27 protein-coding genes and 1 tRNA gene are annotated in these 23,788 nt (G+C 51.3%); 17 read left to right on the top strand and 11 right to left on the bottom strand.

The window, feature by feature from the left end; translation table 11 throughout:
* The first annotated feature begins 199 nt into the window (after positions 1–199).
* From VMT71_11570 to xseA, 3 genes are read left to right on the top strand one after another with little or no spacing between them, the layout of a single operon-like run.
* Positions 200–1,117, top strand: coding sequence for a hydroxymethylpyrimidine/phosphomethylpyrimidine kinase (locus tag VMT71_11570; protein ID HVN24602.1), 918 nt, complete (start codon positions 200–202; stop codon positions 1,115–1,117).
* Complete coding sequence (thiC, locus tag VMT71_11575; protein ID HVN24603.1) at positions 1,114–2,403, top strand: phosphomethylpyrimidine synthase ThiC; 1,290 nt, start codon at positions 1,114–1,116, stop codon at positions 2,401–2,403. Before VMT71_11570 ends, thiC begins: the two co-directional genes overlap by 4 nt.
* Before the next feature lie 12 nt (positions 2,404–2,415).
* Positions 2,416–3,639 carry an exodeoxyribonuclease VII large subunit gene (gene xseA, locus VMT71_11580; protein HVN24604.1) on the top strand — a complete coding sequence of 408 codons (1,224 nt, stop codon included), beginning with the start codon at positions 2,416–2,418 and terminating at the stop codon, positions 3,637–3,639.
* Positions 3,640–3,858: 219 nt separating this feature from the next.
* Here the strand turns inward: xseA and VMT71_11585 are convergent, their stop codons facing one another.
* A complete protein-coding gene (locus VMT71_11585; GenBank protein HVN24605.1) occupies positions 3,859–4,698 on the bottom strand; it encodes a patatin-like phospholipase family protein in 840 nt (279 codons plus the stop codon).
* Positions 4,699–4,726: 28 nt separating this feature from the next.
* On the bottom strand, positions 4,727–5,365 hold the full coding sequence (locus VMT71_11590) for an MBL fold metallo-hydrolase (protein ID HVN24606.1): 639 nt from the start codon (positions 5,363–5,365) through the stop codon (positions 4,727–4,729).
* A gap of 146 nt (positions 5,366–5,511) precedes the next feature.
* Between VMT71_11590 and VMT71_11595 the strand changes: the two genes are divergently transcribed.
* The gene (locus tag VMT71_11595; GenBank protein ID HVN24607.1) at positions 5,512–6,216 is read left to right on the top strand and encodes a thymidylate synthase; all 705 of its coding nucleotides are present in this window, start codon (positions 5,512–5,514) and stop codon (positions 6,214–6,216) included.
* 17 nt (positions 6,217–6,233) lie between these two features.
* Here VMT71_11595 and VMT71_11600 read toward each other — a convergent pair whose 3' ends face one another.
* The 5 genes from VMT71_11600 to VMT71_11620 all read right to left on the bottom strand — a co-directional run bounded on the left by VMT71_11600 (position 6,234) and on the right by VMT71_11620 (position 8,665).
* Positions 6,234–6,791, bottom strand: coding sequence for a hypothetical protein (locus VMT71_11600; GenBank protein ID HVN24608.1), 558 nt, complete (start codon positions 6,789–6,791; stop codon positions 6,234–6,236).
* On the bottom strand, positions 6,788–7,672 hold the full coding sequence (locus tag VMT71_11605; protein ID HVN24609.1) for a hypothetical protein: 885 nt from the start codon (positions 7,670–7,672) through the stop codon (positions 6,788–6,790). Before VMT71_11605 ends, VMT71_11600 begins: the two co-directional genes overlap by 4 nt.
* Positions 7,673–8,266: a hypothetical protein gene (locus tag VMT71_11610; GenBank protein ID HVN24610.1), complete on the bottom strand. Its 594-nt coding sequence runs from the start codon at positions 8,264–8,266 to the stop codon at positions 7,673–7,675. It abuts the gene before it with no gap.
* Positions 8,267–8,268: 2 nt separating this feature from the next.
* Positions 8,269–8,541 (bottom strand): HU family DNA-binding protein, encoded by a 273-nt coding sequence (locus VMT71_11615; protein HVN24611.1) that lies wholly within the window; start codon positions 8,539–8,541, stop codon positions 8,269–8,271.
* 50 nt (positions 8,542–8,591) lie between these two features.
* A tRNA-Met gene (locus VMT71_11620) sits at positions 8,592–8,665 on the bottom strand.
* Between the two features lie 136 nt (positions 8,666–8,801).
* Between VMT71_11620 and VMT71_11625 the strand changes: the two genes are divergently transcribed.
* The 5 genes from VMT71_11625 (at position 8,802) to VMT71_11645 (ending at position 12,703) form a co-directional block, all read left to right on the top strand.
* A complete protein-coding gene (locus VMT71_11625) occupies positions 8,802–9,773 on the top strand; it encodes an NAD-dependent epimerase/dehydratase family protein (protein HVN24612.1) in 972 nt (323 codons plus the stop codon).
* Positions 9,774–9,843: 70 nt separating this feature from the next.
* Positions 9,844–10,578: a ribonuclease Z gene (locus tag VMT71_11630; GenBank protein ID HVN24613.1), complete on the top strand. Its 735-nt coding sequence runs from the start codon at positions 9,844–9,846 to the stop codon at positions 10,576–10,578.
* 285 nt (positions 10,579–10,863) lie between these two features.
* Positions 10,864–11,538 carry a MotA/TolQ/ExbB proton channel family protein gene (locus tag VMT71_11635; GenBank protein HVN24614.1) on the top strand — a complete coding sequence of 225 codons (675 nt, stop codon included), beginning with the start codon at positions 10,864–10,866 and terminating at the stop codon, positions 11,536–11,538.
* On the top strand, positions 11,535–11,945 hold the full coding sequence (locus VMT71_11640) for a biopolymer transporter ExbD (GenBank protein HVN24615.1): 411 nt from the start codon (positions 11,535–11,537) through the stop codon (positions 11,943–11,945). The genes VMT71_11635 and VMT71_11640 overlap by 4 nt, the downstream gene beginning before the upstream one ends.
* Positions 11,942–12,703 carry a cell envelope integrity protein TolA gene (locus VMT71_11645; protein HVN24616.1) on the top strand — a complete coding sequence of 254 codons (762 nt, stop codon included), beginning with the start codon at positions 11,942–11,944 and terminating at the stop codon, positions 12,701–12,703. Before VMT71_11640 ends, VMT71_11645 begins: the two co-directional genes overlap by 4 nt.
* Before the next feature lie 59 nt (positions 12,704–12,762).
* Here VMT71_11645 and VMT71_11650 read toward each other — a convergent pair whose 3' ends face one another.
* The 3 genes from VMT71_11650 to uppS are packed head-to-tail and all read right to left on the bottom strand — an operon-like array spanning position 12,763 to position 16,270.
* Positions 12,763–13,512 carry a TVP38/TMEM64 family protein gene (locus VMT71_11650; GenBank protein ID HVN24617.1) on the bottom strand — a complete coding sequence of 250 codons (750 nt, stop codon included), beginning with the start codon at positions 13,510–13,512 and terminating at the stop codon, positions 12,763–12,765.
* Positions 13,509–15,503, bottom strand: a complete 1,995-nt coding sequence (locus tag VMT71_11655) for an ATPase, T2SS/T4P/T4SS family (protein ID HVN24618.1) — start codon at positions 15,501–15,503, stop codon at positions 13,509–13,511. Before VMT71_11655 ends, VMT71_11650 begins: the two co-directional genes overlap by 4 nt.
* Complete coding sequence (gene uppS / locus VMT71_11660) at positions 15,500–16,270, bottom strand: polyprenyl diphosphate synthase (GenBank protein HVN24619.1); 771 nt, start codon at positions 16,268–16,270, stop codon at positions 15,500–15,502. The genes VMT71_11655 and uppS overlap by 4 nt, the downstream gene beginning before the upstream one ends.
* A gap of 170 nt (positions 16,271–16,440) precedes the next feature.
* Here uppS and VMT71_11665 point away from each other — a divergent pair, with 170 nt between their 5' ends.
* From VMT71_11665 to VMT71_11685, 5 genes are all read left to right on the top strand, one after another.
* Positions 16,441–17,436, top strand: a complete 996-nt coding sequence (locus VMT71_11665) for a hypothetical protein (protein ID HVN24620.1) — start codon at positions 16,441–16,443, stop codon at positions 17,434–17,436.
* Positions 17,433–18,101, top strand: coding sequence for an MBL fold metallo-hydrolase (locus VMT71_11670; GenBank protein HVN24621.1), 669 nt, complete (start codon positions 17,433–17,435; stop codon positions 18,099–18,101). The genes VMT71_11665 and VMT71_11670 overlap by 4 nt, the downstream gene beginning before the upstream one ends.
* A 236-nt stretch (positions 18,102–18,337) precedes the next feature.
* Positions 18,338–18,529, top strand: a complete 192-nt coding sequence (locus tag VMT71_11675) for a hypothetical protein (protein ID HVN24622.1) — start codon at positions 18,338–18,340, stop codon at positions 18,527–18,529.
* Positions 18,530–19,098: 569 nt separating this feature from the next.
* Complete coding sequence (gene trxA / locus VMT71_11680; protein HVN24623.1) at positions 19,099–19,425, top strand: thioredoxin; 327 nt, start codon at positions 19,099–19,101, stop codon at positions 19,423–19,425.
* 4 nt (positions 19,426–19,429) lie between these two features.
* Entirely contained in the window at positions 19,430–19,870 is a 441-nt protein-coding gene (locus VMT71_11685; GenBank protein ID HVN24624.1) for a PaaI family thioesterase, read from the top strand.
* On the opposite strand, the gene lptA is transcribed toward VMT71_11685, so the two are convergent.
* Positions 19,848–21,446, bottom strand: a complete 1,599-nt coding sequence (gene lptA, locus VMT71_11690) for a lipopolysaccharide transport periplasmic protein LptA (protein ID HVN24625.1) — start codon at positions 21,444–21,446, stop codon at positions 19,848–19,850. The two genes, VMT71_11685 and lptA, sit on opposite strands and share 23 nt — an antisense overlap.
* 103 nt (positions 21,447–21,549) lie before the next feature.
* Between lptA and VMT71_11695 the strand changes: the two genes are divergently transcribed.
* The 3 genes from VMT71_11695 to VMT71_11705 form a co-directional block, all read left to right on the top strand.
* Positions 21,550–22,188 carry an RsmG family class I SAM-dependent methyltransferase gene (locus VMT71_11695; protein HVN24626.1) on the top strand — a complete coding sequence of 213 codons (639 nt, stop codon included), beginning with the start codon at positions 21,550–21,552 and terminating at the stop codon, positions 22,186–22,188.
* Positions 22,189–22,241: 53 nt separating this feature from the next.
* Positions 22,242–23,006 (top strand): AAA family ATPase, encoded by a 765-nt coding sequence (locus tag VMT71_11700; protein HVN24627.1) that lies wholly within the window; start codon positions 22,242–22,244, stop codon positions 23,004–23,006.
* Positions 23,007–23,788: ParB/RepB/Spo0J family partition protein (locus VMT71_11705; protein ID HVN24628.1), on the top strand; the 782-nt coding region annotated here is incomplete at its 3' end.

The raw sequence follows: 23,788 nt of genomic DNA on the forward strand, positions 1-23,788 counted from the left end.
GATTGGTCACGTTTGTGAAGTGCAAACTGCGAAGGATTGACAAATTGGTCAGAAAGTGTGGCGATGGGTCGACAAAAACGTCGATCGGTTGGACCATTTGCACGGGATAAGGCAGCACGATCCTGCTGGGGGAAAGCGTGTAAAACCCTTTATCATTACTAACAAAAATGCTATACTAATGGTCATTTCGAGAAACAACATGAAACATGTCCTCACTATCGCAGGCCATGACCTTACCAGCGGGGCAGGAATAACCAAGGACCTGGAGATTTTCCTGGCGCTCGGTTTGCATCCCTTATCAATCCCGACGAGTTTTGCGATCCAGGGCCCCAAGGGAGTCACTGGCCTGATACCCACTCCATCGAGAGCATTCAATAGAATGCTGAAAACCGCAGGGGACGAAGTGCGGCTGGATGGCATAAAGATAGGGATTCTGGGGCGAATAGCGCAGATAAGAGCCGTCTCTTCGCTTCTCAACCGATATCATGACAAACCGACAGTACTGGATCCGGTACTGTCTTCGAAAAACGGTTTTCGATTCATAAGCAATGATGGGCTCAGCGCTATGATCCGGGAGCTCTTTCCCTTGAGTTACCTGATCACACCCAACCTCGATGAAGCGTCGCTCATCCTGCAGAAACCAATAAGGAACATCAGAGAGATGGAGAGGGCCATCAGACTGCTCTCACAATTAGGCCCCAAAAACGTGTTATTAAAGGGTGGGCACCTTGCCGGAGATCCTATCGATCTGCTTTTTGACGGAAATGAAATCCTTACGCACAAAAGGCAGAGGATAGACCGGCAAGTACACGGCACGGGTTGCGCCTTGTCATCTCTCATGCTTAGTTTCATAGTGCTGGGCTATCCGATGAAAGAAGCGTTTGTCAGGTCTGAGCAGCTCATGGAGATTCTCCTCAGAGAGAGCTACAGACTGGATGAGAACGGCTACTGGTACTCGAACCTCACGAAGATTGCCTGCGGGGAACACAAAGACTTGAAGAGTCTCAATTCTCCCCGCAAAACATCAGCAGGTCGACACGGCCAAAAGCGCAATGCTGCGTTGCTTGATGCCAGCGATCCTGCAGATCTTTTTAAAAAGATGGAGATCGTGCAATGATGGAAAACCAGCTAGTCAAGGCCCGTGAAGGGCAGATCACGCAGGCTGTGGAGCAGATAGCACAGGATGAGGCTGTCGATAAAGAACGGTTGCGCGCTCTTGTCGCTTCCGGAAAGGTCGTTATTCTCGAGAACAACCAACACAAGGGCTTCACCCCCAAAGGCGTCGGCAAAGATCTCTCTATCAAAGTCAATGCAAACCTGGGTACGTCGCCGGAATGCGTTGATATCAATGTAGAGATAGAGAAGTTGAATATGGCGATGGAGGCCGGTGCCGACACGGTCATGGATCTGTCCACAGGCGGAGATCTTGATGACATACGAAGAATCATCATAGAACACTCAAAGATACCATTAGGCACAGTGCCCATATACCAGGCAGCCGTTGAAGCCATCAAGAAGAGAAAGAGCGTAACGAAAATGGACCCTGAGGAGCTTTTCGATGTGATTGAAAAGCACGGTCAAAGCGGTGTCGATTTCGTAACGGTCCACACCGGTGTCACGCGTCAAACACTGGAAAGGCTCAAATTACAGGGACGCGTCACCGACATAGTGAGCAGAGGCGGGGCTTTTCTCGCCGAGTGGATCATTGTCAACAACCGCGAGAATCCGCTCTACGAACAGTTCGACAGGCTGGTCGCCATAGCGAAGAAATATGACATGACGCTCTCCCTGGGAGACGGACTGCGTCCCGGCTCCACGGGCGATGCCACTGACAGGGCGCAGATACAGGAGCTCATAACATTGGGCGAGCTCTGCCAGGAAGCCTGGCAGAAAGGTGTCCAGGTGATGATCGAAGGACCGGGGCATGTACCTCTAAACCTGATCGAGGGGAACATCATGCTCGAGAAGAAGCTCTGTAACGAGGCGCCATTTTACGTGCTCGGCCCGATCGTTACCGATGTCGCTCCCGGATACGACCACATCACTGCCGCCATAGGCGGCGCTCTGGCAGGCTACTGCGGGGCCGATTTCATTTGTTACGTTACACCTTCAGAGCACCTGGGTCTTCCTTCTCCTCTCGATGTAAGAGAAGGCGTTGTGGTGGCGAGAATTGCTGCGCACGCAGCAGACATTGCACGAGGTAACGAGAAGGCTATTGAACGGGACAGGCAGATGTCCAGGTTTCGCAAGGCCCTTGATTGGGAGGGCCAACTGAAAATGGCTATCGATCCCGAGAAGATACGTTCTTTCCGCAAGGAGCGAAGCCTGCACGATGATGTGTGCAGCATGTGCGGCGAGTACTGTGCCATGAAGCTTGTCAAAGACTATTTTGCCAAAAAGTGAGGCTGCGCCCACTTGCAACAGGCCGGCGCATGGCCCATCCATCTTTATACCGTCTCTCAGCTCACTTCCCGCATCAGGGAGTCTCTGCATAAGCAGTTCAGAGGCATACTTGTTGAGGGAGAAATATCTAATTTCAAGCTCTATCCTTCCGGCCACCTCTATTTTACGCTGAAAGACGAATCTTCTTCGCTCAGGGCAATCATGTTCAACTTTCAGGGCAAATACCCTGAGGGGTTCATCAAAGACGGCGCGGCAGTGATCTGCAGCGGAAGAATCGACGTTTACGAAAAAAGGGGAGAGTACAGGCTTCTTGTCGACGAACTCGAGGTGAGAGGGCTGGGCCTCCTTCAGCTTCAGTTTCAGATACTCAAGGAAAAGCTCTTTAAGGAAGGTCTCTTTGACGAATCCCGCAAGCGTCCCCTCCCCCTGCTGCCGTTTAAGATAGGCATCGTTACCTCTCCTGCGGGAGCGGCGATACGGGATATGCTCAAGGTCATATCGCAGAAGTATGAGAATATGACGGTGCTCATCTATCCGGTCCGGGTGCAGGGAGATGGGGCCGGCCTGGAGATCGCAGAAGGAATACGATGCTTTAACGAGCATAAGGAAGTAGACGTGATTATCGTGGGCAGAGGAGGAGGCTCTCTTGAAGACCTCGCATGCTTCAATGAAGAGTGCGTAGCACGTGCCATCCACGCGTCAGAAATACCTGTCATATCAGCAGTCGGTCACGAGATCGATTTTACGATAGCCGATTTTGTTGCCGACCTGAGAGCGCCGACGCCGACCGCAGCCGCGGAAATGGTCGTGCGGAACAAACAAGAGCTCCTGGCGTCGCTGCTTGCCTGCGAGCAGAAGCTGGAAAGCTGTATCAGAAAACGACTTGAAAAGAATAGGCTACTCTTGTACCAATCCTTTGCGGAGCTTAGAGAAAGAAAGGATCTCTTCACTAAACACAGGATATACGTGGATGAGCTTTCCAGCGCGCTCGTGAGGTCTGTGGCTGCAATTCTCGATCAGAAGAGGACAAGACTCAACGGCACAGCCCAGCGTCTCGATGATCTGAATCCCGAAAGTATTCTGAAAAGGGGATACAGCATCACCGTCAATAAAGCTACCAAGGAAGTAATCAAAGAGAGCAGTCAACTCCTCCCAAAGGATAAAGTACAGATAAAATTGTACAAGGGTGAGATCGACGCTGTCGTCTCAAAAACAACTCCGCCAGAGAGTGCCTGAAGATCTTTTCGAGTTCAAGCTGGACGACCCAGCCTTCGGCCGGGTACCCCGGGCGGCGGCGAAGACCGAATTCGCCGGAAACCCATGCTTACGTGATGCCAAGTTGCATTCAAAAATAGAGCGAGGCGACCAGGAGGATAGCGACGGAGGCGTACTACTAGTAGCTCGGAGTCGTGCCGACGCAGGCAACGAAGCTGTATGAATGAATGCAACTTGGCATCAGCGGTATTTTGCGAGTAGCGACTGAATCTTCGGCACAGCCTTCCCGGTGGCCTTGATGCCCTCTTCCATCATCAGCTTCTTCTGGCTGAAATCAAAGAGTGGAACGCCGTGCAGGTCAGGCTCGATGATCACATCAGCGCACTCCAGCTTAGATCTGCTCGCTTCTCTTGCCATAATGTTTATCGACTGGGCGATGACATCTATGGCTGAATCGATCTGATAATTTTTGACGTCCTTCTGGAGACTGACGCCGATAATGATGTCTGCACCTTTCTTGCGCGCGATATCACAGGCTACGTTGTCAGTAACACCGCCATCAACAAGCATTCTCTTGTCGAACGTAACCGGCGCAAAAATACCTGGAATCGCGCAGGAGGCATGAACCGCCCTTGCCATAGATCCTTTCTCGAGGGTGACCGTCTCCCCGGTATTCAAGTCTGTTGCAACAGGGAAGAAGGGTATCTTTGTATCCTCTATTCTTTTTGCCGCTACATTACGCTCGACAAAGCTTTCAAGCTTCGCTCCCTGTACCGGACCCATTTTTGAATAGACGATAGAGAAATCGAGTATGTCACTCTTCTCTATCTTGAAGGCGAGCCATTCCAATTGGAAACCGTCGGGATTCGACGCGTAGATGCTGCCGATAAGACTACCCACGCTTGTACCCACTATCATGTTCACCGGAATCTTTTCCTGTTCCAGTACCCTGATCACGCCAACATGCGCAAAGCCTTTGGCAGAGCCTCCCCCAAGCACAAGAGCCACTTTCGGTTCCCTCTTCGGGGCAGCGACGGGCTCAATACTCTTGGGTGTCTGGCAGGAAGAAAGAAAAATCATAACCAGCAACACTGCTGGTATGAAAAGACTACGAACGAGAGCCGACATACGGATTGGTGGCCTTTTCCATGCCTATCGTACTTTTGGGCGAGCTGCCATAATTGTGGCCGGGAAGCACCACCGTCGAGTCGGGCAGTGTGAAGAGCTTATTGCGTATGGAGGAAACAAGCACCTGCCAGGAGCCGCCGTCCAGATCGGTTCTCCCAACACCTCCTACGAACAAGGTGTCGCCCGTGAAAACGAGCCCGTGGCCATACAGGCAGATAGCGCCGGGTGAATGACCCGGCGTGTGAAGGACTGCAAGGCTTACCTCGCCAACGCTTAACACGTCCCCGTCTTTTACGGTCTTGCCCGCGGGGGGGGACGCCTCGGCCCCAAACATCTGCAACATTTGCGGAGATTGGTGAGTCAGGGCATGTGCTTCTTTCTCATGAATCACGATTGTCGCCTTGGTCAAATCCTGCATGCGTTTGTTGCCAAGCATGTGATCTACATGAAAATGAGTGTTGACGATGTATTTTATCTTGAGCCCGTTCTTGTTGGCTTCGTGTAGAATTCTATCTTCGTCACCCGCAGGATCTATCACGAGAGCCTCTTTGGTCTTCTCGCAACCCACCAGATAGGCAAATACAGCCATTCTTCCCACTTCCATCTGTTTTACGATCACGGTCTCTCCATCTTCGCTACGAAAGTTGCCTAAGGATACTATTTTTAGTATAGTTATTTCAACTGCGCCTGGAGTGAAGAGTAAGTAGAATCTCTTCCGGTTTAACTGCTTACTGCTTACGTTCCCTGTACCAAAGTGGAGGTTGTATGCTGCCTGTTTACATCGATGCCCGAGACATTCCGGATGCTTGGTTCCAATGCGTCTACCGGATATTTGATGACGACGGCATTCACGAATACTGCGTTGATCGAGGATCTTTTGAGGGGTGCACCAGGAGAGAGTTTGACATAATCATGGTACACATCAAATATCCCGGCACAAGGCCGCTGATCCCCGATATACCCGTCGAGCTCGGGATACCCACCCCTACGAGCATGGAATACGTAGAGGATTACCTCCAGTATCTCATGACGGACAGCAAGAAACAGAACGAACTTTACACCTACGGCGAGCGATTGACAAACCCCAAGATACGCATAGAGGGCAGAGAACTCACGCTGGGCGTCAATCCGCTGCAGGAGGTTATAAGGATTTACAAGGAAAACAAGCTCGGTACAAACCAGGCGGTTATGGAAGTCGGCATGCCGCAAGATATCTTATTGGAGGATCCGCCGTGCCTGCGCCTCATTGACACCCGTGTCATGGATAATAAGCTCCATTTCATTCTCTATTTTAGAAGCTGGGATCTTTGGGCGGGATTTCCTTCCAACCTTGCAGCCATACAACTTCTGAAAGAATACATGTGCCACGAAACCGGGCTGGAAGACGGCTCCATCACCGCAGTAAGTAAAGGACTGCACCTTTACGAGTATTCTTTCGGCCTCGCTCTCAAAAGATTGCGGAGAGCCTGACCGCATTTTCCTGCTCTCTATGCTCCGAGGAGCGCAAGCGTCAGCCCAGCTACAATCGGTATTGTCAAATTATCATCCAGAAAGGCAGGTGTGAACAACTCGGTGAGCGTGGTGACGGTCGCTACAGCAATCGCCGCAAAAGCAGCGTGCGAAAAAAGGGCGACAATGATCAGTGCCGAACAGAAAAATGCAGCTGTTCCCTCGATAGATTTCCCAGAGAAAGGATGGCGCCCCATATTCCGGCCAATAAAGGAAGACAAGGGATCGGAAATGCAAAGGATAAGCAGCGAACAGATCGCAACCCATTTTACAAAAAGAAGAATGGAGATAAACGCAGCAATCAAGTAAAAGAGGCTGCCGGTGGGCTTTTTGAGCTCCTTCTCTTTGAGAAACTTTCCAATTCTTGCTATGTGAAGGCGGCCCGTGATCCTCAGGAATTCCAGGAAAGCTACCGCGCAAGAAGAAACCAGGGTGAGGGCCAGCGCAACATCCCTGCCGCATAAAGCATAGGTAATGGGAATCGCTACGCCCGAAAAATGGAAGAGATTTCTTAAGATCGCCTGGTTGGCGGTCATGCTGACTGAAGGTCCAGAAAATACAAGAAGAAGACTTCTTTTATGCTATTCTGCACCGATTGTAGATCGGTCGCTTCTGTCACTTCCAGTGTAGTTGAGTGGGGGGAGCGCGGATTGTGGAGCGTTATGAGCAACAGGGTACCGCTCTCGACCACCATCTCTGCAAAAATCGTCTCCTTGTAAGTAAAACGTATGCCAAAGTAGAGCGAGGTGACCATCACGTCTCTGCAGTGGTACAGGGTAAAATTCAGGATTTCCTCCGCCATGCGCCTGACAGGTTCCGACGTAAGTTTCTCCAGATGTTTCTTGACGGAGTGATTTTTCAGGAATGAGCCTATCTTTATTTCGAGAGCGTCCGTCTCCGGGGCTTTTCCCGATAGACGGGCAGCCGGGTCGCGCGCGTATTCTACGATTTGAGCATGCGTCAGCGATTCTTCCGCCCAAAGAGCGTCGAAGAAGATAAGTGACTGCTCCCATCCAAATTCCTTCATCGCCTCCATCATCATGTTTCTTCTCAGTAGCCGATCATAGAAGTTGGGTATGTGTACTCTCTCGAGTCTGCTATCAACGTAGGTCCCCCAGATTTGTGAGTAGAGCTCTCGAGTGCCTGTCTCATCTTCTTTCGGAGCCCTTCTGGAATCATAATCGAAAGAAGGATCCAACATGTCATGTATGTACAGGAGCAGGCGATATATGCGCCCATAAAGATACATGTTCTCGTTCCAGACGAAAATCTTCACATCCAGATATTCCTTCTTTCTCTTTACCAGCACCTTTTCGTCCCAAGGAGAATCCGTTGCCTCGGTGTAAACCTGGCGCACAGCGTCACGCATCTCGAGGGACGTCAAGACGTCTTCAACTACGACTGTTGCTTTGTCCACTTAGAATTCGCCCTCAAGCTGAAACAGGGCGAGGAGTAAATTTTTGGACTTGGTCCATGCGGATTTTGGATTGAGAGAGAACGGCGCAGACTGGCAGACTTCGAGGAGATATCTCCTCGCCTGTTCCGCGTCCCCGCGTTTTGCATACGCGGCACCAACGTAATAGGCGGATTCGACCTGCAGAGAAGAGTACTTCGAAGTCAGATCCCGCACACGCTTCTGCTTCATGTAGAGATCTTCCTTTTCCTCCTGGCTCAATGAGGGATTTTGATCAAGGAGTTTTTCATAATTAGGACGAACTATCTCCAGGAACGTGATCATGTCCTTGGAGTAGCGATAAATGGCCAGAAATGTCCTCAGGGCCTCATCTGTCTTTCCCTGCTTGAACAGTTCTTCCCCACTCTTGAATACCGCCTGAATAGTCGTATCGTTTATCGCTGCCTCACGGGGCGGGCTGACTTTAGGGGCAGGGGTCTGCTTCGGCGGCTTTCTGGCCTGACCGTGGCTGACCCCCGAGCTCACTACCAGCAACGAGATAACACTTGAGGCGAGCAGTATGAGAAGAGGGACTCGCTGTATCTTCCTCTTCGGCACGCTTATTGTACCGCCTCCTTGAGTTTATTGCCGGGTTTGAATTTCGGGACTGTGCACGCGCTGATGTTGATCTCTTTTCCTGTCTTTGGGTTCCTTCCTGTTCGCGCCGCCCTCTTGGAACACTGGAAGGTGCCAAATCCGGTCAGCGCAATCTTGTCACCATCCTTAAGGGCTTGAGCGATGGCGTCGGTTATAGCATTGAGTACCTTCTCAACCACCGCCTTCTTGATTTCTGTTTCACCTGCTACCTTCGTAATCAGATCAATCTTGGTCATAGGAACCACCTCCAGTCAGGAGCTTCTATACTTTAATACACTCTGCACAATGGCGGTGCAGGGAGTCGAACCCCGGACACTGCGGATATGAGCCGCATGCTCTAACCAACTGAGCTACACCGCCTGTATGGTTTTGTATAAGATATTAAGCCATTGTTGTCAATAGGAAAGTGGCAGTACGCGATCTTTTTCCCTTTTGTAACGCCGGAATTCTGTAGTATAAATGCTATCAGGGATAACAGAAGCCCTAGGAGAAACCAATGAGGACACTGGTGACGGGCGGGTGCGGCTTTATAGGGTCTCACGTGGCAGACGCTTTCGTGGGTGCAGGGCATGAGGTGGTCATTGTAGACAATCTGTCGTCGGGAATCCTCGCCAACAAGAATCCACAGGCACGTTTTTATCGGGTGGATATCTGCATGCCGGAACTTGAGGATGTAATCCACGATGAAAGCCCGGAGATCGTCATTCATCATGCAGCTCAGATATCTGTTCCTTTATCGGTAAAGGATCCCCTTGCCGATGCTGAGGTAAATATCAAGGGAACCTTGAGACTCCTGGAGCTTTCCAAGAAGCACAGCGTCAAGAGATTCATTTTTGCCTCTACAGGTGGGGCAATATACGGAGAGGCAACGGTAGTGCCGACGCCTGAGGAGTACGTGCCGCAGCCATCTTCGCCGTACGCCATCTCGAAATTAAGTTGTGAACACTATATTCGCTTTTACCAGAAGCAGCATAACCTGTTTCCAGTCATCCTCAGGTACAGCAATGTCTACGGACCGCGCCAAATACCGCATGGTGAGGCGGGCGTAGTGGCTATCTTCACGGAAGCTCTCCTGGAGAAGAGGCTGCCGATCCTGAACCATTTTCCCGATGAACCCGAGGGCATGGTGCGGGATTACTGCTTTGTAAAGGACATAGCGTCGGCAAACCTTTTAGCGGCAAGCACCAGCAAACCGGGGACGTACAATATCGGAACCGCAAGGGGCACAACCACCAGACAACTTTACGAAGGGATTCTCAAGGCCTTGCGCGTAAAAGACATTGATTTATCTGAGGTGTACGACCATCCAAAAACCGCGGACGCACGAGAAGGAGACATCAAGGTAAGTACCCTCAACATTGCCAGTGCACAACAGAAATTGGGCTTCATTCCAGCCTTCCAGCTTCACGAGGGTCTTGCACAGACGGTGGAATGGTATCTTGCCAGGCAAAAGGCCATAGGCGATTAGCAATCAGCCAAGACATGACATGTTTTTTTGCCAGGGACTGATGGGCTGATGACTGCCAGAACCTAACTGCATGAAACTAAAGATCCTGGGAACAGGGACAGCAACGCCCTCATTGCAGCGCGTCTCCTCCTCCTATCTTCTCTCCACTACAGGACGTGTAGTACTTGTCGACGTGGGTCCTTCTGTGGTGCGACGGCTGCTGGAGTACGGGTACACCACCAACGATGTTGACATAATCGCGCTGACTCATTTCCATCCCGATCATTCAGTTGACCTTGCCACTTTCTTGTTTGCCTCCAATTACGGGGACACGACAAGAAAGAAGCCGCTCGTGATTTTGGGCGGAGAGGGGTTGGAGGACTTTTATCAGAGGTTCGTTCACGTATACCGGTGGCTTTCACCGGTTGGATACGATCTCGAACTCAAGTCCTTGCCGACCGGCACCTGGCGTCTCGGAGAAATTTCAGTTTCGACGGCGAGCAGCAACCATAACCCGGAGAGCATAGCCTTGCGGATCAAAGAGAGGAGAAAGGGCGGGAAAAGCATTGTCTTCACGGGCGACACCGGATACTCGAAAAAAATTGTTATTCTCGCATCGCGTGCGGACCTCCTCGTCAGCGAATGTTCTTTCCCCAATAAGAATGTCCGTGGTCATCTGAATCTGAATATACTGGGGAGGATTGTGCAAGAGGCAAAACCAAAGCGGGTTATCCTGTCCCATCTGTACCCCGAGTGGGAGGACTTCAAAGGCATATTGCCGGCGCCCCTGCTCCTGGGTTTTGACGGACTGGAACTGGAAATTTAGGTGGCGGCACACTCCCTGCTTCAATCGTTAAAAAAATTTCAAGACGGTAAAGATTTTTGTTGACAAACGGCGGGGGGAGGTATATTGTATACAATAGTTGATGCGATGAAATTCACAATCTGTTGCTTTTTTGACGAATAAGCGCCGCCAAGTAAGGGCAACGAAAAAACGACAGATACTATAACACTGTAACTTCTCATAATTACTCCCCTTTTCCCCCTGGGCCCCACCCAGGGGGTTTTTACTTTACAACGCAGGCCTTTTGATTGTATTATAATTTTACGTATGGGGCTATCCGATTTTAATGCCTACACCGGTGGGTTGCTCGCTCTTCTCTACTCGGCGGGTGCCGTTGCGAAGACCGTTGTTTTCATCCTCTTCTGCTTTTCCCTCGTCTCTTGGGCTGTCATTTTCTTGAAATGGAAACAATTCTCGAGGATTGACCGGGATGGAGATCGGTTCCTCAAAATAATAAAAGAGAGTGATTCCTTTAAGCGTCTGGCAAATGCCTACCGGGAGAACCCTGAAAGTCCCTTCTACCGCCTGCTGATTGCTACGTACAAAGAAACGGCCGTGCGGCAAAAGGAAAGTCTGGAGATGCGACCGGAAATCGTGCCTGCTGTCGAGAATGTGCTCAGAATTACCACGACCGAAGAAATGGAGAGGCTGGAGTCTCGCCTGTCGTTCCTGGCCACCACGGCGAACGCTGCCCCGTTCATAGGGCTATTCGGCACGGTGTGGGGCATCATGGACTCGTTCAGAGAGATAGGACTCAGGGGCTCCACCAGTCTGGTGGTGGTTGCACCCGGAATCAGTGAAGCGTTGATTACTACAGCCCTCGGGCTTGCCACTGCCATACCCGCAGTTCTTGGATATAACTACCTGCTCGCGAGATTGAAAGGCATCTCCTCGAAGTTGGAAAATGCCTCCGGGCATATTTTGAACCTCATTACCCGATGACACCCGCCGGACGACAAAGAGGACCGCTTTCAGAGATTAACGTGGTCCCCCTTGTTGACATCATGCTCGTGCTTCTGATCATTTTCATGATAGCCGCGCCTATGATGCAGCACGGGATGTCGATCGATCTGCCTAAAGTCACCACTAAACCGCTCCCGTCAAAAGAGGATGTTCAGGTGCTCACCATCACCAAGGACAAAACGGTGATCCTGAATGAAAAAAGACTGGAGGCAAGTGATCTAAAGGCCGCCATCCAGCTGCTCTTCACCAATAAGCCCGACAAAGAAATATTCCTCCGCGCGGACAGTAGGGTTCCTTACGGATTTGTGGTCAGCTGCATGGCGCTCATCCGCGAGGCAGGCGTGGATAAAATAAATATCGTGACAAAAAATATAGACGAGAAATGAGGGAAGAGAACTGGCACAAAATGCTCATGATCTCAGCCGCTCTGCATCTCGTAGTTCTTGCGGCACTGAGTTTCCCTGTCAAAAAAGCCTTCAGGAAGTTCGACGCCTCTAAATCGTACTATTCCGTGAATCTGGTGGGTGATATTGGACCTGGCCTGGGCAGCGCAGGGGAGGAAAAGGGCAAGGCCATCCCGTCACAAAAGCCTGAGATAGCCAAGCCTCAACAGACAGCCCAAAAGAAGACGCGCCCCACGCCCACAAGAGAAAAGGACGTCCGAAGCCTTGCACCAAAAAAATCTGAGAAGGAAAAACCGCAAAACACGGCGAAGGACGATTTAAAAAATGTTGAAGATAGAATCCGTGAGATGAAGCGGCGTACCGGGAATACAAGCGTAGCGAGCGCCAAAGGCACGCCCGGCACCTCGGAGTTCTCCGGCAGTGGCGGAGCCGGAGGACGCCTCATAGATCCTGCACTGGCGCGTTATCTTGTAGGCGTGAGGGAAAAGATAGAGACTTCCTGGCATATCCCTTTCATATCATCCCAGCAGAAGAACCTTGAGGTAAATGCCACCATCAAAATCAGACGAGATGGACGGATTGTCGACATCACTATTGACAAACGTTCGGGAAACAGGGTTTATGACGAATCAGTGGTACGTGTCTTACGCATGGTTGACCCTCTGCCTCCCCTGCCTTCCTCTGTGACAGACGACCCTTTGGAAGTGGAACTGACCCTTCGACCAGAGGGCGTATCCTAGAATTTCCGTTTATTTCGCAGTATCTCTGTCAGACACGCGCGTGAGTAAGCGTTTCTGCGCTATTTGTTCTCTCGTTTCTTTCCTAACAAGGGCAGAAAACAGCCCAGAAAATGGATCAACTGGTTCCTGAATATGTAAAGTACAGACACGAGCATTGCACTGCCGACAAGATACATGGAGAACTCCTGGTAGTGACCCCTCCTAACGGCGCTTCCTTGAAGCACCAGCATCAGTGTCCCCGGGAGCCTCCCGAGTACGTTAAGCAGAATTAAGTCGATGTAGCGCATCCTGGTCAGGCCTAAAATGTAGCAAAGAGAATCTTTCGGAAAGCCGGGCAGGATAAAGAGCAGCCAGGCTATGTAGAGTCCCTTGTGGGCGACGAAGTTATCGAACCTGTCGATGTACTCCTTCTTCACGATTTTGTGAACGAACCCGGCGCCAAGGAGGCGGCCTATCGTAAATGCAATCAACGAACCGATGGTCAATCCTATTGTGGAGAGCAGCGTTCCTTCCCAAACGCCAAAGAGCAACCCTCCGACAAAACCGGTCACCTCTCCCGGTATGGGTGCAATGACGACCTGCATGCATTGGATGAAGATATAGACGATCCATGCGTAAGGTCCGTAAGATGCGACAAAAGTTTTCAGCCTTCTCAGGTTAAAGAAATACCTGTAGAAGAGAAGCGTATCTCTCCATGCACCAGAATAGTACGTGTAGAAGAGCAAAGCGACAAGCAAGAGAATAAGAACGCCGAGGAGCACGCGCAGCGCTGCAGAAAGATAGGGGGATTTCACGATCTTCCGTCTCACGAGTCCAGAACCACCGTTCTTAAGACCTCATCGACGGAGGTTAAACCATCGCGGAGGAGCGTAGCGCTGTAGTCCTTGAGGGTGCGCATTCCCCCTGCTATCGCAGCTCTCCTGATCTCCTCAGTGCTTGTTCCCTGGGCTATGAGATGTTTGATCTCCTCACTTGCTCGCAGGACCTCAAATATGCCTACCCGCCCCCGGTAGCCAGTCATGTTACAATGAGGACATCCGCGCCCTCTGAACACAGGCACACCTCGTGAAAGGCCCAGGTACTGGGCTACGGTTCCATCAGGGATATACTCTTCTCTGCATTCAGGACAGACTCTTCTCACCAGTCTCTGCGCCACAACTCCTATCAGGGATGTGGATATCAGAAGCGGTTGGATATCCATTTCCATCAGCCGTATAAAGGTTGATGAAGCATCATTCGTATGGAGCGTGGTGAAGACGAGATGGCCTGTAAGTGCTGCCTGAACAGCAATTGCCGCGCTCTCTTTATCCCTGGTCTCCCCTACAAGAATAATGTCCGGGTCTTGTCTGAGGAAAGAGCGCAACACTCTCGCAAAATCAAGCCCGATATCGGTATGAATCTGAACCTGAGCCGCACCGGCAAGCTCATATTCGATGGGGTCTTCTGCAGTGAGTATATTCACTTCCGGCCTGTGCAGTTCAGAAAGCGCGCTGTAGAGCGTGGTGGTTTTCCCGGAGCCGGTGGGACCGGTAACATAGATAATACCGTAGGGCTTTCTTATCATTTCCCGCACCAGCTCGAGAGTGCGCCCGTCTGTAATCAACCGGTCGAGTCCGAGAATACTCTCCTTGGTCAGTATTCTCACTACGATCTTCTCGCCATGCTTCGTGGGAATCGTCGAGACCCGAAAATCGACCATTCTCTCTTGCAGGCGCATACTGATCCTTCCATCCTGGGGAAAACGCCGTTCAGTGATGTCGATGCCCGAGATAATCTTGAACCGGCTGGTAAGCGGCATTTGAAACTTCTTGGGAAGCACCTCTTCTTCACTCAGCAACCCATCAACACGGAAACGGACCCTCAAACCTTCTTCTACTGGCTCCAAATGTATATCGCTCGCACCTTTCTTGAGAGCACGGGCGATGATGTTGCTGGAGAGCCTCACAATCGGGGCGCCTGCCGCTTCTTTTTCCAAGTCCACCATGGTAGAAACTTCTTCGCTCTTATCCGGGGAATGAATATCCTTGACTGAATCAAGCCTCCCGGCTTCAGTCCCATCTGTAGAAATACCAATGCCGGAGGCTTTACTGCTGCCCCCTCCTTCCATCACTTTCCGATAGCCATCCTTCATAAAGAAACTGAAATCTTCGGCTGTCATGAGAACAGGCTCGATGGGCACGTGCTTTACAAATTTTCTGACTTCATCGAGGACAAGGATATCCGCGGGGTTCACCATGGCAAGAGTCAGGGTCCCCGCCGAATAGCCCAAAGGGAGCACCCTGTGCCTAAGAAGGAACTGCTCAGGCATTAACCCAACGATCTCCCTGTCCAGACTGAGCCTGGTCGGAGAAACAACGTTCAATCCTTTATTGAGGTTCATCTCCTCTATACGACCCGCAAACATCCTGTTGAGTGACAGGGACATCGAAGGACTTGCGAGGAGCAGCGATTCAAAGTCTTTACCCCCCAGCAGGTAAACTTCCGTGGGCTCAGCAGCAACCACGGTCGCGCTCCTTGGTTTGCCGCTCAAAAGCGACATTTCTCCGAAACAGGCGCCCTTACCTATTTTCGCCAGGGTCAGATCAGCCCCGATAGACGGTTCTCTTTTCTTTACTTCGACAAGACCACTTATGATGAGAAAGAGGGCGTCGCCAGGCTCTCCTTCCTTGACGATGACAGCGCCGGCAGGATACGCGCCTTTTTTCAGTCTTGCGGCGATTGTCGTTAGGGTCACGTCATCAAGGCCCGACAGGAGTTCTGTCTGCCTGAGGTAGACGACGGCTTCCTCCGGCACGCTCATCTACCGAATCTCCTGGTACGTTCCTGGTAACTACGGATAGCCCTAAAAAAGTCTATCTTACGGAAGGCAGGCCAAAGCGCATCGCAAAAATAGAACTCACTGTATGCGCTTTGCCACAGGAGAAAACCGGAAAGGCGAACCTCTCCACTGGTTCTGATGATCAGGTCCGGATCAGGAATGCCGCATGTGTAAAGATGGCTGGCAATATCTTCTGCGGTCAGCGATGCGGCAAGATCTGCTACAGAGCCTTCCTTCTTTTCCAGTATACTCTTGCGCACGGCTTCCACGATCTCCTCTCTGCCGCCATAGGCGATTGCAATATTGAGTATCCTTTCTCCATGGTCCCTTGTGGATTCTTCCGATTTCCGTATGGCTGCCCTGACGCTGTCCGGCAACGTGTCGAGATTCCCGACGGTCGTTATCCTGTAACCGTAACGCCTCACTACCGGATTATTGGAAAGCTCCTCCATCTTTTCCTTTATCACGCTGAAGAGCCCCTCAACCTCTTCCGTGCTTCTCTGAATATTGTCAGGCGAAAGCACCCATATCGTGATTATTTTGACGTCCAGCTCGCCGCACCACTGCAGTACCGCGTCCAATCTGCGGGCTCCCTCGCGGTGTCCGTCTGCAAGATCGTCAAAGCCCATTTCGCGCGCGTAGCGTCGATTGCCATCGAGAATGAGGCCGAGGTGGGTTGGTATAGGACCTTGCTTGATTTCTCGGGAAAGAAGTCTCTCGTAAACGAAGTATAAGAATCTTTTTACCAAACCAAGTACATTATATGTGTATTCCGGAAAAATTCCAATATCTAAATCGCTGGCCACTAATCGAGCTTGTGCTTTGACCGGGAACAGGTGCTCCGCCAAAGCACGCAGATGGCTTGAAGGGGCGGGTAAAAAAGAAGTAGTATAGTGCACTATAAGAGCTTATCTCATTTATGCCCATAAGAGCGATATCACTCATGTCAGGCGGGCTGGACAGCGCCCTCGCGACGAAACTTGTGCTCGATCAAGGCGTGGAGGTTGTGGGGCTCCACTTTACGTCGCTGCTATGCAACAGCATCAGCGGCGATAGAGGAGGAATGGCAGTGAAGACTGCTCAGGATCTCGGCATTCCATTGATCATACAGGATAAGGGTGCCGAGTTCCTGGAGATCGTAAAAAAGCCGGCCCATGGCTACGGAAAAAACATGAATCCATGCATAGATTGCAAGGTATTCATGCTGCGAGAGGCATCCAGGATTATGCAGGCGGAAGGAGCCAGCTTCGTCATCACCGGTGAAGTCCTTGGCCAGAGACCCATGTCGCAGATGAGACGGACCATAATGATGATCGAGAAGGAAAGCGGCCTTTCAGGGTATATCCTGAGACCCCTTTCGGCAAGGCTCTTTCCCTCCACAAAGGCCGAAGAGGAAGGACTGATAAACCGCGAACAACTCCTTTCCATCTCGGGGAGGTCGCGAAAGGAGCAGTACCGCCTGGCTGAGAAGCACGCACTTCGCGCCTTCGGAGCCCCTGCAGGCGGCTGTTTGCTTACAGACCCCGTCTACTCGCAGAAGTTGTCAGAGCTGATGGCCCGGGATGTGCCCTTTTCCATGAAGGACATTGCCCTTCTGAGGATCGGCCGCCATTTCAGAATCGACGGGATGAAACTGGTCCTGGGGCGTAACAGCGATGAAAACAAATGGCTGACGTCATTCTGGAGTCCTCCGTTTACACTGGCCTATCCAGTCCTTTTCAAAGGCCCGACGGCAATGTTCAAAGGTTCCCCGGAGCGGGCCACGCTACGGAAGATCATTTCCATTGTAGCTTTCTACAGCAGAAATACGTCACCCGCCGTGAGCCTGGAGTTCTTTGACGGCCATGCCCGCAGGGAGACAACTGAAAGAATAGATATCAATCCCGACAGTTACAGGATCGAGCAGAGACTATGAAACTCATTGAAGATCTGTACGTCTACCCCTGGGTCTCGGCCCAGGAGAACAACGCGAATACTATTTTCATAGATGGTGAGGTGCCAACGCTGATCGACCCTGGCCACACGCACCTCTTTAGCCATGTGATTCAGGGGGCTGTGCGGGACGGCATCGCTCTTGAATCGAGCAAACTCGTCATATGTACGCACGGCCATCCGGACCACCTGGAAGCAGCGGGACGCTTTGATCCGGAAGTAATAATCGCTATCAGTCGGAGGGAATACGAATACCTCAAACACGAAGGAAAAGACCTGTTTATGATGACCGGGTGTCAGGTACCAAAAGCGCCGTTCAACCTTCTCCTGACAGAGGGCTCCCTCACGCTGGGGACCAAACGCTTTCAGGTACTCCATACTCCCGGCCATTCACCGGGATCACTATGCTTGTACTGGCAGGATCGTAAGGTGCTCTTTTCCGGGGATACTCTCTTCTATATGGGTGTGGGACGCACCGACCTGCCGGGAGGAGATATACGCACGTTGGCGGAGAGTATCGCACGACTCTCGAAGCTGGATATTGAATACCTCGTGCCCGGACACGGAGAAGTTGTCAAGGGAAAGAAGACAATCGAAAAGAACTTCCAAGTGGTTCTTCAGGAATTCTTTTCCGTGAACTCTATGTGACGGGTACTTACAGGATTGTTGACATTACCGGTGCATCGATGTACTATGTTAGCGTACGAGTGAAGGTTTACTCCTGTTCATGACACAGCTCACATGCGAAAGATATAATCAGGAAGTAGACATCACCATACAGCCGTGCCCGCATCCCCTTGACTATTGCACTCACAGGAGTCGCTGCATTATCAACCGGATGTGTATGGATGATCCTGAATGCAGGGAAAAAAGGAGGGCAAACGGTGAAGATACCCGATGAATATCTGTGCGATCAATGCGGCTGCCTTTTTCTGTTGCCGAATCCAAAGAACATATTTTGTCCCAATTGCGGCGGTAGCCAGGTGCGCAAGGAAATAGGTTACAACGAGTTGTCCGACGAGGATGTATATGTCGGCATGACCCGCAGTCCTCAAAAAATTGATGTGATCTGGTAACACTGGAGACATGCTGGAACTGATAGCCCTGCCACTCATCGTCATTGCGTGGTTCCTCCTCAACCGGTATATTCTCCCCCGTCTGGGCATTGGAACCTGAGTTGCCCCCGGCAGGAAGGATTCCTGCGACACCGGACGACAGTTGTAATACTTCATTGGTCCTCTTATATTATATAAGCAACCAGCGCAGACACTACGGAGGTAGAAAGAATGGCAGAGGAAAAGTATACCTGCAATAAGTGTGGCAAGACCTTTGAAAAGAGTTCTGACGCAAGCAAAACTGCGTGTCCGATATGCGGCAGCTTGGACAACCGGAAGTCATCAGAACCTGTCTCTTTGGGATGCGGAAAGACTACCCGATTCAGCTGAAAGTAGCACCCTGAATGGCGTGACCATTCACTACAGCATGTTGTCCTGAAGCTATCCTCAGCGGCTCGTGTGTGCCATGTATCTTTTCAACGGGGAGGCATGACACACAGCGAAGCGATCAAGAATACCGCCTCTGCCGACCGCGAGGCACGGCGTTGAAATGACAAGCATTGCGAAATGGATACTAAAAGGAGGTAATTATGGAGAAAGCCTTGGTGCTGAATGACGCAGATTTTGCAAAAGAAGTGGCTGAATCTACAATGCCTGTCCTGGTCGATTTCTGGGCCACGTGGTGCGGACCGTGCCAGATGATGGGCCCCATTGTGGAGGGTTTGGCGGGAGAGTATGAGGGCAAGGTGAAGGTAATGAAGATGAATGTGGACGCAAATCCCATGACGCCGGCAAAGTTCGGCATAAGGGGGATTCCAACACTGCTTCTCTTTCAGAACGGGGAAGTGGTCGATCGAATTGTGGGAGCCGTTCCCAAGGGCACCGTTGAGAATTCCCTCAAGAAAGTGCTCGGCTGATCATATGCAAGATTGGCAACGCGAAGCCTTTTTCAACAAGGTCGCACAGGAGCCTTATTCAAAGCTTCTCAGTATAAAACTCGTGGATGTGCAGGAAGGCTACGCTCTCTGCGAGATGCACTACACCGATGCTCTCGATAATATCCATGGCATAGCGCACGGTGGCGCTGTCTTCTCATTGATCGACGAAGCCTTCGAGATCTCGTCAAACAGCCATGGGACTGTGGCACTGGCTCTGAACATGAACATGACGTACATTAAGCCCGCGCTGAAGAACAGCCTTCTGCGCGCAGAGTCGAGAGAAGTAAGCAGGGGAAGAAGAACTGCAACATATCAGATTACGGTCAACGACAGCGAAGGTCTCGTCGCGACGTGCCAGGCACTTGTGTATAGAAAAGATGCTGAAATAGGATTTCTGAAGACTACTTCTTCGGCTGAACGGTGACGCGGGCCTTCGTATCCTTTTCCCCTTCCACAGTCACGCGGTCTTCATTGATGTAATAGATCACAGTTTCTCCTGCGAGCCTGTCAGCGCCCGAGTAAACAACCACGTTGCCCTTCAATGTTATCTCGCCCTTGGCATTTTCGAACAAGGCCTGCCTGCAGGTCGCCGTTCTGTCGCCCTTCACGATCTTCACATTGCCTTCCGCATCGGCTTTCTCCACCTCGTTGCTCTCTTCGTTCAGGTACGCGGTGAGCGTATCTGAAAAAATCTGCAGATCATCCTGCTTGGTCAACACGTTTCCCTTGAAGATAATAATTTTTCCCTTCTCCAGCCCTTCCATCGAATCGGATACAATATCCACAGGCTTTTTCGTATTGAAAAAACCGAGTGCGCCGCCCTTTCCTTCAGGCTTTCCTGCCTGTCCATTCGATGTGACCTGTCCCTGTGCCGGCGGCTCTCCAGTTAGCCCCTTACCCTTTGTGGCCTGCCCGGAGTCAGCAGACGCCAGTTTCTGGGGTTCAGCCGGAGCCGCTTCCTCGGCAGGAGGATAGAGTTCTATCTGACGCAGTTTCTTCTCCTCGGTCAGGCGCGGGAGTGGCTCTGTACCGCTCTTATCTGCTGGGGGCGCCGCTTCCGGTTTCCGTTCTGCTTTCTGTTCCGTCGCGGGTGCTGTCTTCTGATCTGGCTTTGTTGTGGCCTGGGCCGTGCCGCTCTTGCCTGTGGCGGCGTCTTTTTGGGCCCCTGTCGTTGCTGCTGCAGTAGGGGATCGGACCGTTATCTGCTTCGATTTTTTTCCAGTGCCGCTTCCAGACGCTGCATCTGCCACAGTGACCTTTGTTTTAGTCACCTTCTTACCTTTGGATGCAAGAAGCGGGCTGTCAGGATACTCTTTGACCAGCCTCTCGTGATACAGGTTGGCCCTCTGGGGCTCATCGAGTTCCTTGTAGGATGCTGAAAGTATAAAGTATGCCTGGTCGATGCCCTTCGCTGTCGGATACTTGGTAATGAAGTACTCCAGCCGGGTCACGGCAGCATTATAGTTACCGGTCTTGTAGTAGAATTCTCCGACGTACAACTCCCGATCAGCGAGTTTCTGGGTCATTCGCTGCAAAGGCACAGCCGCGTCCTTGGCATATTGCGTCTCAGGGTATCTGTTCTGAAGGTACGTAAACCTTTCAATGGCTTTGAGCGTATAGGTCTGGTCTCTGTCTATGGTTAAGGAAAGTTTGTCAAAAGACTCTCCCAGACGCCAGAGCACGTAGGGAGCATTCTCGTCGTCAGGGTGGGAGTTGAGAAAATCGGTGTACACGCTGGATGCCATCAGATACTCTTTTCGCTCGAAGTAAACGTCGCCGAGCTTGACTGCCGCCACGTCAGCCATGGGGTCGAAAGGATAATTCTCTCTGATTTGCGCAAACTTGGCTATGGCTTGATCCCATTTTTTCTTCTTCATCAACTCCACGCCCTCGACGTAAATCACGCCCGGGTTGTCGACTTTCTTTGTTACGGTCTTTTTAGAGCAGGAGAGCGGTAAAAGACACGCAAGAACCAAAAGCAGTACTGCAGTTTTACGCATGAGGCTTAGTATAACAGAAGAGCGCTACTTATGCTAATGTACTTAAAGGCTGGCGACTGCACGCAACGCAAAGAAGTGCGGCGAGCGGCAAGGTGGGCGACAATTGAAAACCAATTCTTCAGAGACATTGATACAACAAGGGCTGGGTTTCTTCAGCATTGTGCACTCACCATCCACCGTGGAGAAGCTCTCCATCTATATGCAGGAACTGGATCGCTGGAACAGACGCGTCAATCTCACTGCGAAACGGCCGGTTGAGTGGGTGATCCGGGAGCTTCTTTACGACGCCTTTTTCCTCTCCAGCGTGATCAAAGACGTCAGGGTAGCCGTCGACATAGGCTCAGGAAACGGGATTTTGGCGCTCACCCTTGCGATCATCGATGAAACAATGCAGATGTTTTCCGTTGATAAGTCCCTCAGGAAGATTCAGTTCCAGAGACACATCAAAAGGAGTCTCAAACTCCCCAACCTTTCTCTCATCCAGGGACGTATCGAAAGTCTGGAGCCACTCTGCGTGGACGCTCTGTTGAGCAAGGGGTTTGGATCGTCGAGCCTCATACTCAAGACAGGCGGAAAGCACCTGAACGAAGGAGGCGCGGCGTACCTTCTCAAAGGACTCACTGAAAGAGCCGGAGCCTTCCCCGGCTTTCACCTGGAGACTGCTCGACACTACCGCCTCCCTGAGAACCCTAAAGAGTACCAACTCTTCGTCTACAGAAAGATGGCCGGTGGTTCAAACTGACAGGGTACAAAAAATTTTATAGTTTGGGCCATTTGTGCTAATGTATTTGGTCGATGCGAAAGATTATTGCCGTTGCGAACCAAAAAGGCGGCGTGGGAAAAACAACAACCGCCGTCAACCTCGCCGCCTCTATAGCCATTGCAGAGAAAAAGACGTTGCTCGTCGACATGGATCCTCAGTGTAACGCAACCAGCGGCGTCGGCGTCTCGTATAGCAAACTCTCATCAACTATCTACGATGTGCTGATCGGCAAGAAGAGCATGAAGGAAATCGTTCTTGAGACACAGGCTCCGAACCTCTCTCTCGCGCCGTCTCATCCGGACCTCATCGGCGTCGAGGTTGAGCTTCTCGATCACGAGGACAGGGAAATGGTCCTGAAAAGTGCGTTGTCGGAATTGAAGGATCAGCAGTCGCATATCATCATTGATTGTCCGCCTTCCCTTGGGCTGCTCACTGTCAATGCCCTGGCCGCATCCGACTACGTGCTCATACCATTGCAGTGCGAGTACTATGCCCTGGAAGGTCTCGTGCTTCTTCTCAAGACGATCACCATCATCAAGAAGCGCGTGAACCCTGACCTGGAAATACTGGGTGTGCTCCTGACAATGTTCGACAAAAGGAACAATCTCTCGTTCCGAGTAATGGAGGAAGCAAGACGCCATCTGGGCAACAAGGTCTTTAACACCGTGATTCCCCGGAACGTAAGATTGAGTGAGGCGCCCAGCTATGGAAAACCTGTGGTACTCTATGATATAAACTCCAAAGGCGCAGAAAGCTATTTGGAGCTTGCAGCCGAAATCTCATCAAGCAGAAACTAGATGCGTAAGAAAGATCCTCTTGGCAAGGGCTTATCTGCCATTCTGAAGGATATCGAGGAGAAAGGGACGACCACTCTCGTCCCCGTGGCCCAGATTAAGGCCAACCCTCGGCAGCCGCGCCTCACTGTCAGACAAGAGCCCCTGGAGGACCTCGCCAACTCCATAAAAGAAAAAGGTTTGCTGCAGCCGATCCTCGTCAGAAAAAAGGAGAACGGCTACGAAATCATAGCAGGCGAGCGTAGATTCAGGGCGTGTCGAATAGCCGGGCTCACGGAGGTCCCGGTTATCGTCAAGGACGTCGATGATAGAGAATCTCTCGAAATGGCCCTTATCGAGAACATACAGCGGGAAGACCTCTCGCCCATAGAACTGGCAACCGTTTACACCCGCTTCGTCGATGAGTTTGGTTATACGCACGAGGCACTCGCCAAAAAGATCGGCATTGAGAGAAGCTCTGTCTCCAACATTATACGGCTGCTGAAACTGCCGGAGTGGGTCAAGGGACTGATCTCAGATGGAAAGCTCACCTCAGGGCATGGGAGGGTTCTCATCACGCTCAAGAATGAGGCGGAGCAGAAAAAATACGTCAAGAAAATACTGAGCGAAGGGGCTTCGGTGCGCGAAGTTGAACGCGCCCGCAAGGCAGGAACCCTTCGCAGAAGCCCTTATAGTGATATTGAAGAAGCCTTGATGGATGCTCTAAAAACAAAGGTACAGGTCACCTACGCGAGAAATAAAGGAAAGCTGATCATCGAGTTTTATTCCAAAGACGACCTTGAAAG

The sequence above is a fragment of the Syntrophorhabdales bacterium genome, assembly GCA_035541455.1.
Classification (GTDB): Bacteria; Desulfobacterota; Syntrophorhabdia; order Syntrophorhabdales; family WCHB1-27; genus JADGQN01.